Raw genomic sequence first — 12,570 nt, forward strand, 5'->3', positions numbered from 1 at the left:
ATGACACTCGATTTTCAGCCTCTATTGCCCTGGTCCGCGATCGCCGCTCTTGCGCTCGTGGCAATCTTGCTGTCGGCGCTCGGCTTCTGGCGCGGCGTGCGCGGCGTGGCGTTCCGCACGGCGGCGCTGGTGGCCCTGTGCCTGGCGGTCGCCAATCCCGTCTTCTTCCAGGAGGAGCGCGAACCGCTCTCGACCATCGTCGGGGTCGTCGTCGATCGCAGCCAGAGCCAGGACAATGCCGGCCGCCGCGCAATGACCGATGCGGCGCTGGCAACGCTGAAGCAGCGGCTGGCCAAATTCCCGCAGATCGAGGCGCGCATCGTCGAGGCGGCAGATGACGAGAATACAGAAACGCCGTCGACCAAGCTCTTCACCGCCCTCCAGACGGCGCTGGCCGATGTCCCGCCCGCCCGCGTCGGCGGCGCGATCTTCATCACCGACGGCCAGATCCATGATGTTCCGGACGTCAACCAGACGCTCGGCTTCGACGCGCCGATCCATGGGCTGATCACCGGCAAGCCGGACGAATTCGATCGCCGCATCGAGATCGTCAGCGGCCCGCGCTTCGGCATTGTCGGCGAGGAGCAGAAGGTCACCTTCCGCATCGCCGATGACGGCAAAGCCCCCGGCGGCACGGCGGAAGTCACCGTCAGCCTCAACGGCAACCGGATCGCCACGGAAATGGCTGAGCCCGGCACCGACGTGCCCTTCGCCTTCACCGTCCCGCGTGGCGGCAACAACATCCTCGAATTCGCCGTGGCACCTGTTGCCGGCGAAGTGACGGAGGCCAACAACCGCGCCGTCCATGTCATAGACGGCATCCGCGAAAACCTGCGCGTGCTGCTGGTTTCGGGCGAGCCACATGCCGGTGAACGCGCCTGGCGCAACCTGTTGAAATCCGACGCCGCCGTCGATCTCGTGCATTTCACCATCCTGCGGCCGCCGGAAAAACAGGACGGCACGCCGATCAACGAACTGTCGCTGATCGCCTTTCCGACGCGCGAACTGTTCGTCGAGAAGATCAAGGAATTCGACCTGATCATCTTCGACCGCTATCAGCATCGCGGCGTTCTGCCGATCCTCTACTATGACAACATCGCCCAATATGTCGAAAACGGCGGCGCGCTGCTGATCGCGGCAGGCCCCGAACATGCCGGCGATGATTCGATTGCAACGACGCCGCTGTCGGCCGTACTTCCCGCAAGCCCCACCGGCTTCATGAATGAAAAGGCCTTCTATCCGCGTCTTTCGGATGAGGGAAAGAAACACCCGGTCACCCGCGGCCTCGCGGGCGCCGACAGCGAGCCGCCGCATTGGGGCCGCTGGTTCCGCACGGTGGATGTCGACAAGCCGCTCGGCCAGACGGTGATGCAGGCCGCCGACGGCAAACCGCTCCTGGTGCTGAACCGCGTCGGCAAGGGCCGCGTCGCCATGCTCTTGTCCGATCAGGGCTGGCTCTGGTCGCGCGGCTTTGAGGGCGGCGGCCCGAGCGTTTCGCTCTATCGCCGCACGGCCCATTGGCTGATGCAGGAACCGGCGCTGGAGGAAGAGGCGCTCACGGCCCATGCCAGCGGCCGGACGCTCGAAATCGCCCGCCAGACCATTGCCGGCGATCCGGGCGAAGCCACATTGACCTACCCCTCGGGCAAGACGGAGAGGATCGCTCTCAAGGAAGGCGAACCGGGCCTTTACAAGGCCAGTGTCCGCACGGCCGAGACCGGCCTGTTCGAAGTCACCAATGGCGAACTCAACACGCTGGTCCATGTCGGCAGCGTCGATGCGCCGGAGTTCAAGGCGACGATCTCGACCACGGAAACGCTTACGCCCTGGGCGGAAAAGACCAAGGGACTGGTGCAGCGCCTTGCCGATGCCAATGGTCCGGTCGACCTGCCGCCGATCCTGCCGGTGCGCGGCGCCGTCCGCGTTGCCGACGACCAGCGCATGTCGCTGCGCATGACCGACGAGACGGTGCTGAAGGGCATCAATTCGCTGTCGCTGTTTGCCGGCTTCCTTGGTCTGGCGGCGCTGCTGTTCGTGCTTTCGGCGACTTGGCATCGCGAGGGGCGGTGAATATTTGTCCGACGGCAGTTTTAGTGGTGCGCCATCGGGTTTCACTCCTGAGTTAGCAACACGACATATCACTAACCTATCGCCAGTAGCACCTCTTATTCGAGCTGCATGGCACTTGCTCCCGATTTGGCGGCGCGGGTTGCGTTACCGTGATTGAAATTTAGGAATGACCGTTAGCCGTGGTTGTTGCCAGTCAAGCTAGGTTCTATTAGCAATCTTCTCGGACTTGACCTCTAAGCGCTTCAACGAAGGCAGCGTTGGATATGAAAATGGAAGATCGTGTTCTCTTTCTAGTCGATAGGCTTTTTCGCGAGAAGGCATCTTGGACATTGCTGATCAAAGAAATCCGGGCCTCATCGGGGGTGGATATACCAACGGCAGAACAGATCGCGCTCTCACATGAAGGATGGCGACGGCTAATCAACTATCGGATCAATCATGAACCCGAATGCCGAAAGGACGCGAAAACGCACATGAGGATCCGTGGCCGCGCTTCACTCGTCACATTGATTGACGATGAGTTGGTCATTGTAGCACCTAGGCAATTGACTTAGGGGTGATGTCCAATTCGTCCGCTGGTGGTGGAGATGAGTCTGATTTTTCGAAAAAAGACGGTGCGTCAGTTGGTGGTGCAACGCCAGACGAAAATAAGAACGACGATGATCCTGATGATGACGATCCCGATGGTAAGAAGAAAACTTTTGACCCATACACAGCGCATGGACGCCAACGGGCTGAAGAAGCAAAAACCGACCCACATAGGGCGGTCGGTGAGGGCGAATTATTCGCGAAGGACGCGAATACAAGGACACAGAGACTGGAAATATAGTACATGTAAAGAGCAAAAAGGCGGCAGTAACGACACCTTCTGGAAAGTTTGTGACTTAGCTCGAAAATACCAAAGCAAATACGGGAGCGGAGTTATGTCTGGAAGAAGGGAGCTATTGAAATAAAAATGTACGAAAAAATTGAGGTGTGGGAAAACTCAAATAATAGTAAATTTGTATACGTTTTTATTTGCTTCAGCCATTTGGGATCTAATCTATATTACGTTCAAAGCATTGACGCATATAGGCCCGACGAGGAAATACGCGAGATGTACAATTTGCGAAAAAATTCCATAGAGCTTTTTTTAGATGAGCCTATAGATCACAGAGATCAAGGGCACGACACTCTTATGGCGGCAATACAAAATGCAAAAAAGTGGGGGAGTTTTGATTTCGACTAGCATTTTCAGGCTAGCCTCGGTCAGCCAAAGCAAGCCTTCTGTATGGCCGACCGGTAAATGAGTGCGGGGTTCAACCTTCGCTTGGCGCGCAGTCTTCTTCTGCGGGCCGCCTACAACCTCTTCCGAATCGGATCGAATTCCGGGCCGGGCTTGCGCTTGACCGGATCGGGTTCCCCGGCATCGATCGCGTCCCAATATTTCCAGTGGACCTTTTTCGAGCCGAGCTCGTAATCCATGCCATCCCAGCTATCCTCGCGGAAGCTGTAGAACGCCCAGTGCAGCTTGCTGTCGTCGAGCGACGTCAGCACGACCTCGAGATAGGTCGTGCAGCCTGCCCAGCGGCGCATGCAGCCGAATTCGCCGGCGACCATGCGGTTGCGGGGTACATTATGGCTGTCGGCCCAGTCGACCGGCTGTTTCAGGTAAGCTGCGACACGCTCGCGGTTCCAGGTCTCGTCAGCATCGCCGAACGGCACCTTGCCCGGATAGGCATAAGGGGTTTCGCGCTTCATATTCGGCGCGCTGGTGGCCGCATAGGGCTCGTACATATGGAAGCTGTAGAGCACCTTGTCGTCGGCGAGCGGCTTTGGCCAATAGCTGAAGGCATCGGCTGCCGCATACCAGCCCGCATCGGCCATGATCGGCGTCGACGGATCGACTTCGCGGATGGCCTTGATGACCGTCTCGTAGAAGGCAGGCAAGTCGCGCGCCGTTCCAGCCTGCCCGGCATACCAGGCGCCCATCGCATCCGCGCTCGCATGTTCGGCAACACCATTGTTCTTCTCCGGTGCCGGCTCGTTGATGATGTTGTAGGCCGCAACACCGGGGTGATCCTTCAGGGCCGCGGCCAGATCCTTCCAGAAGGCGGCGGCCTGCGCCCACCACACCTCGTCCTGCCAGATCCGGCCATCGAATGTGTTGCCGTTGTTCTGCGCCCAGCGCATGCCGGGCAGCGACAGCGGCGTGATCACGACTTTTAGCCCGGCCTTGTCGGCCCGGTCGAGCGTCGCCTTCAGCGTCGCAAGGTCCTGCGCCGGAATGCCCTCGTATTTGTCGGCATCGCCAATCAGGAAGTCGCGTTTCGCCGGCTTCCACTTGTCGTAGGACAGCCGCACCCAGCTGGCGCCATAGCCTTTCAGGGCGTCGAAATAGGCCTGGTCCGGCGGCAAACGATTGAAGCTGTTGCCACCGTGCTGCGGCTTGTCCCAGAAATGGATGAGATCGGCGGCGGAGACCGAGTTGGCAAACAGAAGCGAGGCGAAGAAGGCCGGCAGGAGACGCATTGACAATATCCCGGTTGCGATGGCCGGGATATTCGCAGTCACTGTGGCGGAATTGGGAAACCGGCGGACTTATCCGCCGGTATTCCCTTGCCCGGCAATCACGCCCGCCAATGGATGTCGCCCTTCAGGCCGGCATGAACGTCTTCCGTCATCGGCACGACCAGAACGCGATTGAAATCGACCGGCCCGGGAAAAGTGAGCGCGCCATAAGCGACCTTCTCGAAGCCGAGCGGCTGGTAATAGGGCGGGTCGCCGACCAGGATGACGCATTGCGACCCCTTGCGCCGCGCCGCCTCGACGGCGATGCGCACCAGTTCCCGGCCGATACCGCGGTTCTTGTGCGACGGGCGCACCGCGAGCGGCCCGAGCAGGTGGCCCTTGATGGAGCCGGCGAGAACCGGGGTCATCCGCACCGAGGCGATGGTTTCGCCATCGTCGGCGCAGACGAAGGACAGCGACAGGTCGTGCGGACCCTGCTCGCGGATGCGGGCGGCGGCGCGGGCGAACCGGCCGGGACCGAATGCTTCCTCATTGATGAGGTCGATGGCAGCGTCGTGGGAAGCGTCTTCGGTGAGATAGACGAGGTCGTGCTTTTTCATGAACATCGGGAAACCGGGCATACGAGACGGATAAAAGGTGATGGCTTCGCCCTCAAGGCGTTTTCGGCATCAGCGTCGTCGTGGGCTTCCCGGGAAAAACATCAAATTGAATCCGTGTGCATGAAAATTCTGGATGGCCGGATAGCAGAAAAAAGCGCCACGTCAAAGCCTAAAACGCACTGTTCAGTATTTGCGGGCTATATGCGCCGCCTATAGTCGCTATTTAGAGGACAACGAATTCACGGAACAAGCGGCGCTCTCGCCGCGGGAGATAGCGACGATGGGCATGCTGGTTGACGGCGTCTGGCAGGACGTCTGGTACGATACGAAGGAAACCAAGGGCCATTTCAAGCGGGCGGCCGCGCAGTTCCGCAACTGGATCACCGCCGACGGCTCGGCCGGCCCCTCCGGCGAAGGCGACTTCAAGGCGGAGGCCGGGCGCTATCATCTCTACGTGTCGCTCGCCTGCCCCTGGGCGCATCGCACGCTGATCTTCCGCAAGCTGAAGAAGCTCGAAGACCTGATCACCGTCTCGGTCGTCGATCCGCTGATGTTGTCGAAGGGCTGGGAGTTCAAGAACGAGATCGGCGGCACCGTCGATCATCTGTTCGGCTCGGACGCGCTCTGGCAGGTCTATGTGAAGGCCGACCCGCACTATTCCGGCCGCGTCACCGTGCCGGTGCTCTGGGACAAGCAGCAGAACAGGATGGTCTCGAACGAATCCTCCGAAATCATCCGGATGTTCAATTCGGCTTTCGATGGATTGACCGGTTCGAACGAGGATTTCTATCCGCAAGACCTGCGCGGCGAAATCGACGGTCTCAACGAGCGCATCTACAACGCCGTCAACAACGGCGTCTACAAAGCAGGCTTTGCCACGACGCAGGACGCCTACCAGGAAAACGTCACGGTGCTGTTCGAGATGCTGGACGAGCTGGAGGAGCGGCTGTCGACACGGCGATATTTGACCGGCGGAAGGGTCACCGAAGCCGATTGGCGGCTGTTCACGACGCTGGTGCGCTTCGATCCGGTCTATGTCGGCCATTTCAAGTGCAACATCCGCCGCATCGCAGACTACAGGAACCTGCAAGGCTACCTGCAGGACCTTTACCAGGTCGAAGGCGTCGCCGAGACGGTCAACATGCGCCACATCAAGGAACACTATTACCGCAGCCACACGATGATCAATCCGACCGGCGTGGTTCCCGTCGGGCCAATCCTCGCCCTCGACGCACCGCATGGCCGCGAGACGCTGGCCGCCTGAGCTACCAGAAATCGGCTGGCGGAGCGCTCCCCGAGAGTTCCGCCAGACGCCGGTGGGTGGCGGCAGTCGTATCCGCCGGCAGTTTGTCCAGCGTAAAAAAGCCGCTTTCGACGATCTCAAGGCCCGGCTTCTTCGGCGAGACCTGCCGGACATTGCGGCAACGATAGAAAACGACGTGATCGCGCTTGCTGGTCTGACGGTTGAAATAGACGTGAAAGAGTTCAGGGAGATCGGTCATTTCCAGATTTCCCTCCTCGCGCAGTTCCTTGACCAGCGCCTGGAAGGCCGTCTCGCCCCGCTCCAGCCCGCCGCCCGGCATGTGCCAACCGGGAATATAGGAATGCCTGACTAGGAAAACCCGGCCCTCGCTGTCAAAGCAGGCAGCGCGCACCCCCATCGTCATGCCCCGCGCAAGCGCGAAATAGCTATGGACCAGGCGTGTAAAGAGCCTGGATCTCCAGCTGCGCATTTCCGGTGGCGTTTCGCTCATGCCGATCGGGTTCCTTCCGTCATTGCTCACCCATCGTCTCGGGGAGGATAAACCGCGTCGAGTGATTCCCCTTTTCAGGAATATGCGCTAGGTACCAGTTATGTTCAAACTCGCGCATATTTCCGACATTCATCTTGGCCCCCTGCCCGATCTTTCGTTCCGCGAACTCGCATCGAAACGCATCACCGGCTTCGTCAACTGGCACCGCAACCGCCGCAACCATCTTGTCGGCGATACGCTCAACCTTTTGATGGACGAGATCGAGCGGGTCGATCCGGATCATCTGGCGATCACCGGCGATCTGGTCAACCTCGCCTCCTCCCGCGAAATCGAGGTGATGACCGAATGGCTGAAGGAGGCAGGCGAGCCGGAGAACATCTCGATCGTGCCCGGCAACCACGATGCCTATGTACCGGGCGCCTACGAGAAAACCACCAGGGCCTGGTATCCCTATATGCGCGGCGAGCGGGGACCGGCGGAATGGGACGAGGATTTTCACTGCTATCCCTATCTGCGCGTTCGCGGACCCGTGGCGCTGATCGGCTGCTCGACCGCGGTTGCCACGCCGCCCTTTGCTGCCAGCGGCTATTTCGGCAGCCGCCAGGCGCGTGAAACAGTCAATCTGCTGCGCGCGGCGGGCGAAGCCGGCCTGTTCCGCGTCGTGATGATCCACCATCCGCCGATCCGGGGGGCAACCTCCATGCACAAGCGCATGCTCGGCATCAGGCGGTTTGCCGCCACGATTACCGCCGGCGGCGCCGAACTGGTGCTGCACGGGCATACGCATCTGAACACGGTCTATTCGCTCAAGGGCCAGGTGAAACCGGTACCGGTCGTCGGCATCGCATCGGCATCTCAAGGCCGGGGCGGCAAGAAACCGCCGGCCGGATTCAACCTGTTTTTCATCTCTGGAAGCCCAGGGCAATGGAACCTGGTCCGCGAGCGCTTCGAACTCACCATGGACGGCCGTTCGGTGACTTTGGTCGAAACCACGCGCTTTTGATCCTGCGATCGTTACTCGCCAAAACACCAAAAACCGCTATGCTGACGAAATAATCGGCGCTCGTCATCCGTCATACGTGACTGACCGGAAGACAGGACCGCTGGCCCCCGCAAGGACGTCGCGCAACCCGGTTTGCCGGAAGCAGTTTTCAGCCAGGAGATGACCATGATCAATCGCAAGACCGCACTGATTGCCCTGTTTTCAGCCGCCTCCCTCTTTGCCCTCGGCCAATCGGCCTGGGCCGCCGGCGAAGACACGACCAAGCCGCCGGAAGAAACCAAGACTTCGACCGAATGCAAGGATGGAAAGGTCTGGGACGAGGTGAAGAAGGAATGTGCCGATCCGAAGAAAAGCGGGCTCGATGACGACACCCTGTTCAAGGCGGCGCGCGAACTTGCCTATGCCGGCCAGTATGAAAACTCGCTGAAGGTGCTGGACGCCGTCAAGGACCAGAACAGCGCCCGTATTCTCAACTATCGCGGCTATTCCAACCGCAAGGCCGGACGCATGGAACTCGGCATGAGCTTCTACAAGCGCGCGCTGCAGGCGGACGAGAACTACATCCTCGCCCGCTCCTATATGGGCCAGGCGCTGATCGAACAGGGCAAGGTCGAGGAGGCCAAGGCGCAGCTGATCGAGATTCGCGATCGTGGTGGCGAAAACAGCTGGGCCTACCGCGCGCTTCTCGAATCCCTCGGCGGCGTCCGCCATTATTGATCGAGACCAGGCCGGGCTGCTCTTCAGGGTTGCTCGGCCTGTTATTTGGTATTGAGAAATGTCCCGAAGCGGCGAAATATGTGCTTCCGGCCGGCTGCCGACTTGCAGACCATGGGTCAAATGTTTCATATCAACCGGCGTGTATTTCGACCCGGACGAATAAAATCCCGATCCGGAACGTTTCTTTGGAAGAGCAATGCGTCCAGCGGCAGAATCGAACGAATTCAGACGGGACCTGGTCAGTGTGCTGCCCAAGTTGCGCCGTTTCGCAATGACACTGACGCGCAACGCCGCCGACGCCGATGACCTGGTTCAGGAGGTCTGCGAGCGTGCGATCACCCGCAACCACCTCTGGAACGGTGAAGGGCGGCTTGAAAGCTGGATATACGCAATGACACGCAACCTGTGGATCGACGAAATCAGAAAACGCAAGGTACGCACCGGCGGCGGCACCGTCGATGCATCCGAACAGGACGAACTGTCGATCGAGGCATCCGGCGAAAAGGCCGTTTACGCCAACCAGTTGCAGAAGATGATCCTCTCCATGCCGGAAGGGCTGGCGAGCGTCTTCCTGTTGGTGAATGTCGAGGGGCACAGCTACCGGGAAGCCGCCGATATTCTGAAGATCCCGATCGGCACGGTGATGAGCAGGCTTTCGACCGCACGCATGCGTCTGGCCGCAATGATTACAGAGACGACGGAAAGGAGGGCCTGAACGTTGCAAAACACGAAGGGGCTCGCGCTTGAAGTTCGTCTGTCGGCCTATATCGACGGCGAAGTGAATGAAGCGGAACGGAAAGAACTGGAACAGCTGGTGGCGCGCGATGACGAAGCCCGGCTGGTGCTTGAAATGCTGAAGGCCGGCAACGCCTTCGGCAACAAGGCATTCGAGGAATTTCTGCACGATCCGGTCCCGCTGTCGCTGGTCCGTCGCATCAAGCAGGGACCCGGCGTCAATCCGAAGTCCGAGCGCGTCGTCAACGCCGCGCCGCGCCAGGCAAGGCTGCGCCTTTGGCCGCGGGCACTCGCGGCGTCGATCGCTTTGCTGCTCGTCGGCGGCTCGACCGGCTTTATCATCGGTAAGACCGGCAATGACGGCGTTGCGCCCGTGGACATGGCCGCTGCCCGCACCTGGCTCGACGATATCGCCGATTACCACCGCATCTATTCGCGGCAAACGGCGGAACATCTGGTCGAAGTTCCGGCCGGCAACACCAAGATCGAGAGCTGGCTGGCCTCAAGCGTCGGGGTGAATTTCGCGTTGCCGGATCTCAGCGACAAAGGCCTGACCTTTGAAGGCGCGCGCCTGCTGGTCGCAGCCGGCAAACCGGTGGCACAGCTGATGTACAAGGACGAGGACGGCGACGTTTTCGCGATCTGCTTCCTCAAGAGCAGACCCGGTACGACGGACGGAAAGATGACCGAAAGCATGCGCGACGATATCGCGATGATTTCCTGGCAGAAGGCCGGTGCGGCCTACGTGGTGGTCGGCCCTTCGGCCGATGCCAATCTTCAGCAGCTTGCCGACGCCGTATCGGCGACGATCTGAAGACCGACACCGCTCACGTAAAAAGGGCCGCCTCTGTCGGGATGCGGCCCTTTTTGGTGGTATTCAGATATCAGAACTCCTGCCAGTCGTTTGATGCCTGAGCCTGGGCCGCCGGGGCGCGGCCGCCGAAGGCCGAGGCCACCTTGCGGATCATGGCGCCAGCCGGTGAAGAACGCGGCGTCGATGAAGGTCCGGCTGCCTGGACATGCCTGACATTGCCGCCGCCTTCGAAGCGGAATTTTGCCAGTTGATCGGACAACGATGCTGCTTCCATGGCGAGTTTCTGGCTGGCAGCCGAGGTTTCCTCGACCATCGCGGCGTTCTGCTGCGTCGAGTGATCCATTGTGTTGACGGCGGCGTTGATCTCCTTCAGCGCCACGGACTGTTCCTTGGCGGATTCGACGATCGAGTTGACATGGCGGTTGATCTCCTGCACCTCGGCGACGATTTCGGTCAGCGCCTTGCCGGTTTCGCCGACCAGCGTCACACCGGAACGCACCTGTTCGCCGGAATTGTTGATCAGCTGCTTGATCTCCTTGGCGGCATTGGCAGAGCGCTGGGCAAGCTCGCGCACCTCCTGTGCCACGACGGCAAAGCCCTTGCCCGCGTCCCCTGCCCGTGCCGCTTCGACACCGGCGTTCAGCGCCAGAAGATTGGTCTGGAAGGCGATATCGTCGATGACGCTGATGATGTTGTTGATCTCGTTCGATGAGCCTTCGATCTGGCCCATCGCCGCGACTGCGCGTTTGACGACCTCGCCGGAGCGCTCGGCGTTTGCACGCGTCTTGGCAACCAAAGTTCCCGCCTCTTCGGCCCGCTTGGTCGAATCGTTGACGGTCGCGGAGATTTCGTCCAGTGCCGCGGCCGTCTGTTCGATCGAGGCCGCCTGCTGTTCGGTCCGGCGCGCCAGATCGTTGGCCGCCCCGCTAATTTCCTTAGCGCCGGCGTCGATCGAAAAGGCATTGCCTCCGATCGCCTTGAGAGCCGAATGGAGCTTGTCGACGGAATTGTTGAAGTTGACGCGCAACTCGTCGAGAGCTGAGCCGAAGGGTTCGGACAGGCGGAATTCGAGATTGCCATTCGCCATCTCTTCCAACGCTTCACCAAGCTGGGCCACGGCATGGTTGGTCTGGGCAGTTTCCGCGTCGCGCTGGCGGGCAGTATTTTCCAGTTGAGTTCGTTCGGCAGCCGCCCGCTCTGCGTCGCTTTCAGCCTGGCGCGCGGCCTGCGAGCCGACGGCGTCGCGGACAGCACCAACGGCGCGGGCCAGATCGCCGATCTGATCACGACGGGCATCGAGCGCCTGGTCGCCGTCCAGCTTGCCTTGCGCCATCTGGCGAAGCGCAGCTTGCAGCTTTGCCATCGGGCCGGTGATCGACCGGGTCGCGACGAAAGCGGCGATCATCGCCAGCGCGACCGCGCCGGCCAGCGAACCAAGAGCCATCGTCTGGAACCCGCTCACCACGCCACGGATATCACCGCCGACGGACTTGTTGAGTTCTTCCTGGTAGTCGATGAACTTGTTGATGGCACCGAGCCACGAAACGAACAGCGGGCGCGCCTGCTCCAGCAGGATCTTCTTGGCCGCAGCCTTGTCTCCCTTGTCTTCGAGGGAAACGATTTCTGCTACCAGCGGGTTGGTCTTTGACTGGATGTCGGCGATTTCCGCAAGGATCGTCTTTTCCTGGTCGGACGCGCCGGCGGCGATCATGTCCTTCATCTTCGCTTCATTGGCAGCGTAGGTATCGGCAAGCTTCGCAATCAAGGAGACCGCAGCCTGCCGCTCCTCAGGCGTCTCGACGATCGTCACGTCACGGATGGCGATGGCGCGGTCATGAACGCTGCCGCGGAAATTGATCGCGAAACGCTGCTTGACGCTGTTGACGTCGTTGATCTCGCCGAGATCGCTGTTGATCGCGTCGACCTTCGACACCGATTGCTGGGTCAGAAGAAGCATGAGCAGAACGAGAAAGCCGAAGCCAATGCCTAGGCGCATTCCGATGCCGAAACCTAGTTTCATGTTGAATCCTCCTACTGGCCGGCGCACAGAAACAGGCACAGGCAGCGCTTTTCAAATGAATGAGATAATCAAGACATCCCGGCTAATCGGGATCGGGCGTGCCTTCATGGCAGCAGGCCGAATACGGCGCTGTGTGTCCAGCTGTCTTACTGGACAGGCATATTAGATCTTTGTGGTTAATAAATTCTTTTAATGAAAAATTAAACTTTAGCGCGAATGCAGATACAATCATGACGCGCAGAATAATCCATAATTTTACCCAAAGTACAAAACAGGATTCGCAGTTTCGGATTTTCCTGAAAAATCATACCGCAGCGCACACAAAAAGACCGCAGCGGTGGCGCTGC

General features: G+C 60.0%; 11 protein-coding genes. 7 read left to right on the plus strand and 4 right to left on the minus strand.

Features of this window, described 5'->3' with window-relative positions:
- Both J2Z75_RS22835 and J2Z75_RS22840 read left to right on the plus strand, forming a co-directional pair.
- Positions 1-2,070, plus strand: a complete 2,070-nt coding sequence (locus J2Z75_RS22835) for a hypothetical protein (protein WP_209855085.1) — start codon at positions 1-3, stop codon at positions 2,068-2,070.
- 559 nt (positions 2,071-2,629) lie between these two features.
- A complete protein-coding gene (locus tag J2Z75_RS22840; protein ID WP_209855086.1) occupies positions 2,630-2,899 on the plus strand; it encodes a hypothetical protein in 270 nt (89 codons plus the stop codon).
- 509 nt (positions 2,900-3,408) lie between these two features.
- On the opposite strand, the gene J2Z75_RS22845 is transcribed toward J2Z75_RS22840, so the two are convergent.
- Both J2Z75_RS22845 and J2Z75_RS22850 read right to left on the minus strand, forming a co-directional pair.
- Positions 3,409-4,581, minus strand: a complete 1,173-nt coding sequence (locus tag J2Z75_RS22845) for a glycoside hydrolase family 5 protein (RefSeq protein ID WP_209855087.1) — start codon at positions 4,579-4,581, stop codon at positions 3,409-3,411.
- A 98-nt stretch (positions 4,582-4,679) separates the two neighbouring features.
- A complete protein-coding gene (locus J2Z75_RS22850; RefSeq protein ID WP_209855088.1) occupies positions 4,680-5,180 on the minus strand; it encodes a GNAT family N-acetyltransferase in 501 nt (166 codons plus the stop codon).
- 280 nt (positions 5,181-5,460) lie between these two features.
- Between J2Z75_RS22850 and J2Z75_RS22855 the strand changes: the two genes are divergently transcribed.
- Positions 5,461-6,444 carry a glutathione S-transferase family protein gene (locus tag J2Z75_RS22855; protein WP_209855089.1) on the plus strand — a complete coding sequence of 328 codons (984 nt, stop codon included), beginning with the start codon at positions 5,461-5,463 and terminating at the stop codon, positions 6,442-6,444.
- Position 6,445: 1 nt separating this feature from the next.
- Here the strand turns inward: J2Z75_RS22855 and J2Z75_RS22860 are convergent, their stop codons facing one another.
- Positions 6,446-6,934 carry an NUDIX domain-containing protein gene (locus J2Z75_RS22860; RefSeq protein WP_209855090.1) on the minus strand — a complete coding sequence of 163 codons (489 nt, stop codon included), beginning with the start codon at positions 6,932-6,934 and terminating at the stop codon, positions 6,446-6,448.
- Between the two features lie 100 nt (positions 6,935-7,034).
- Between J2Z75_RS22860 and J2Z75_RS22865 the strand changes: the two genes are divergently transcribed.
- The 4 genes from J2Z75_RS22865 to J2Z75_RS22880 all read left to right on the plus strand — a co-directional run bounded on the left by J2Z75_RS22865 (position 7,035) and on the right by J2Z75_RS22880 (position 10,203).
- Complete coding sequence (locus J2Z75_RS22865) at positions 7,035-7,937, plus strand: metallophosphoesterase family protein (protein WP_209855091.1); 903 nt, start codon at positions 7,035-7,037, stop codon at positions 7,935-7,937.
- Positions 7,938-8,096: 159 nt separating this feature from the next.
- Positions 8,097-8,654 (plus strand): tetratricopeptide repeat protein, encoded by a 558-nt coding sequence (locus J2Z75_RS22870; protein WP_209855092.1) that lies wholly within the window; start codon positions 8,097-8,099, stop codon positions 8,652-8,654.
- A 196-nt stretch (positions 8,655-8,850) separates the two neighbouring features.
- The gene (locus J2Z75_RS22875; RefSeq protein ID WP_068956743.1) at positions 8,851-9,369 is read left to right on the plus strand and encodes an RNA polymerase sigma factor; all 519 of its coding nucleotides are present in this window, start codon (positions 8,851-8,853) and stop codon (positions 9,367-9,369) included.
- A 3-nt stretch (positions 9,370-9,372) separates the two neighbouring features.
- The gene (locus tag J2Z75_RS22880; RefSeq protein ID WP_209855093.1) at positions 9,373-10,203 is read left to right on the plus strand and encodes an anti-sigma factor family protein; all 831 of its coding nucleotides are present in this window, start codon (positions 9,373-9,375) and stop codon (positions 10,201-10,203) included.
- Between the two features lie 70 nt (positions 10,204-10,273).
- Here J2Z75_RS22880 and J2Z75_RS22885 read toward each other — a convergent pair whose 3' ends face one another.
- A complete protein-coding gene (locus tag J2Z75_RS22885) occupies positions 10,274-12,223 on the minus strand; it encodes a methyl-accepting chemotaxis protein (RefSeq protein ID WP_209855094.1) in 1,950 nt (649 codons plus the stop codon).
- Positions 12,224-12,570 lie beyond the last annotated feature (347 nt).

Source organism: Rhizobium herbae (assembly GCF_017873135.1).
In the GTDB taxonomy this organism is placed as follows: Bacteria; Pseudomonadota; Alphaproteobacteria; order Rhizobiales; family Rhizobiaceae; genus Pararhizobium; species Pararhizobium herbae.

Coding starts and splice junctions, on each gene's coding strand:
- J2Z75_RS22885 (WP_209855094.1), bottom strand. CDS start 12,223: ATGAAACTAGGTTTCGGCATCGGAATGCGCCTAGGCATTGGCTTCGGC.
- J2Z75_RS22860 (WP_209855090.1), bottom strand. CDS start 6,934: ATGAGCGAAACGCCACCGGAAATGCGCAGCTGGAGATCCAGGCTCTTT.
- J2Z75_RS22840 (WP_209855086.1), top strand. CDS start 2,630: ATGTCCAATTCGTCCGCTGGTGGTGGAGATGAGTCTGATTTTTCGAAA.
- J2Z75_RS22850 (WP_209855088.1), bottom strand. CDS start 5,180: ATGAAAAAGCACGACCTCGTCTATCTCACCGAAGACGCTTCCCACGAC.
- J2Z75_RS22835 (WP_209855085.1), top strand. CDS start 1: ATGACACTCGATTTTCAGCCTCTATTGCCCTGGTCCGCGATCGCCGCT.
- J2Z75_RS22845 (WP_209855087.1), bottom strand. CDS start 4,581: ATGCGTCTCCTGCCGGCCTTCTTCGCCTCGCTTCTGTTTGCCAACTCG.
- J2Z75_RS22865 (WP_209855091.1), top strand. CDS start 7,035: ATGTTCAAACTCGCGCATATTTCCGACATTCATCTTGGCCCCCTGCCC.
- J2Z75_RS22875 (WP_068956743.1), top strand. CDS start 8,851: ATGCGTCCAGCGGCAGAATCGAACGAATTCAGACGGGACCTGGTCAGT.
- J2Z75_RS22855 (WP_209855089.1), top strand. CDS start 5,461: ATGGGCATGCTGGTTGACGGCGTCTGGCAGGACGTCTGGTACGATACG.
- J2Z75_RS22870 (WP_209855092.1), top strand. CDS start 8,097: ATGACCATGATCAATCGCAAGACCGCACTGATTGCCCTGTTTTCAGCC.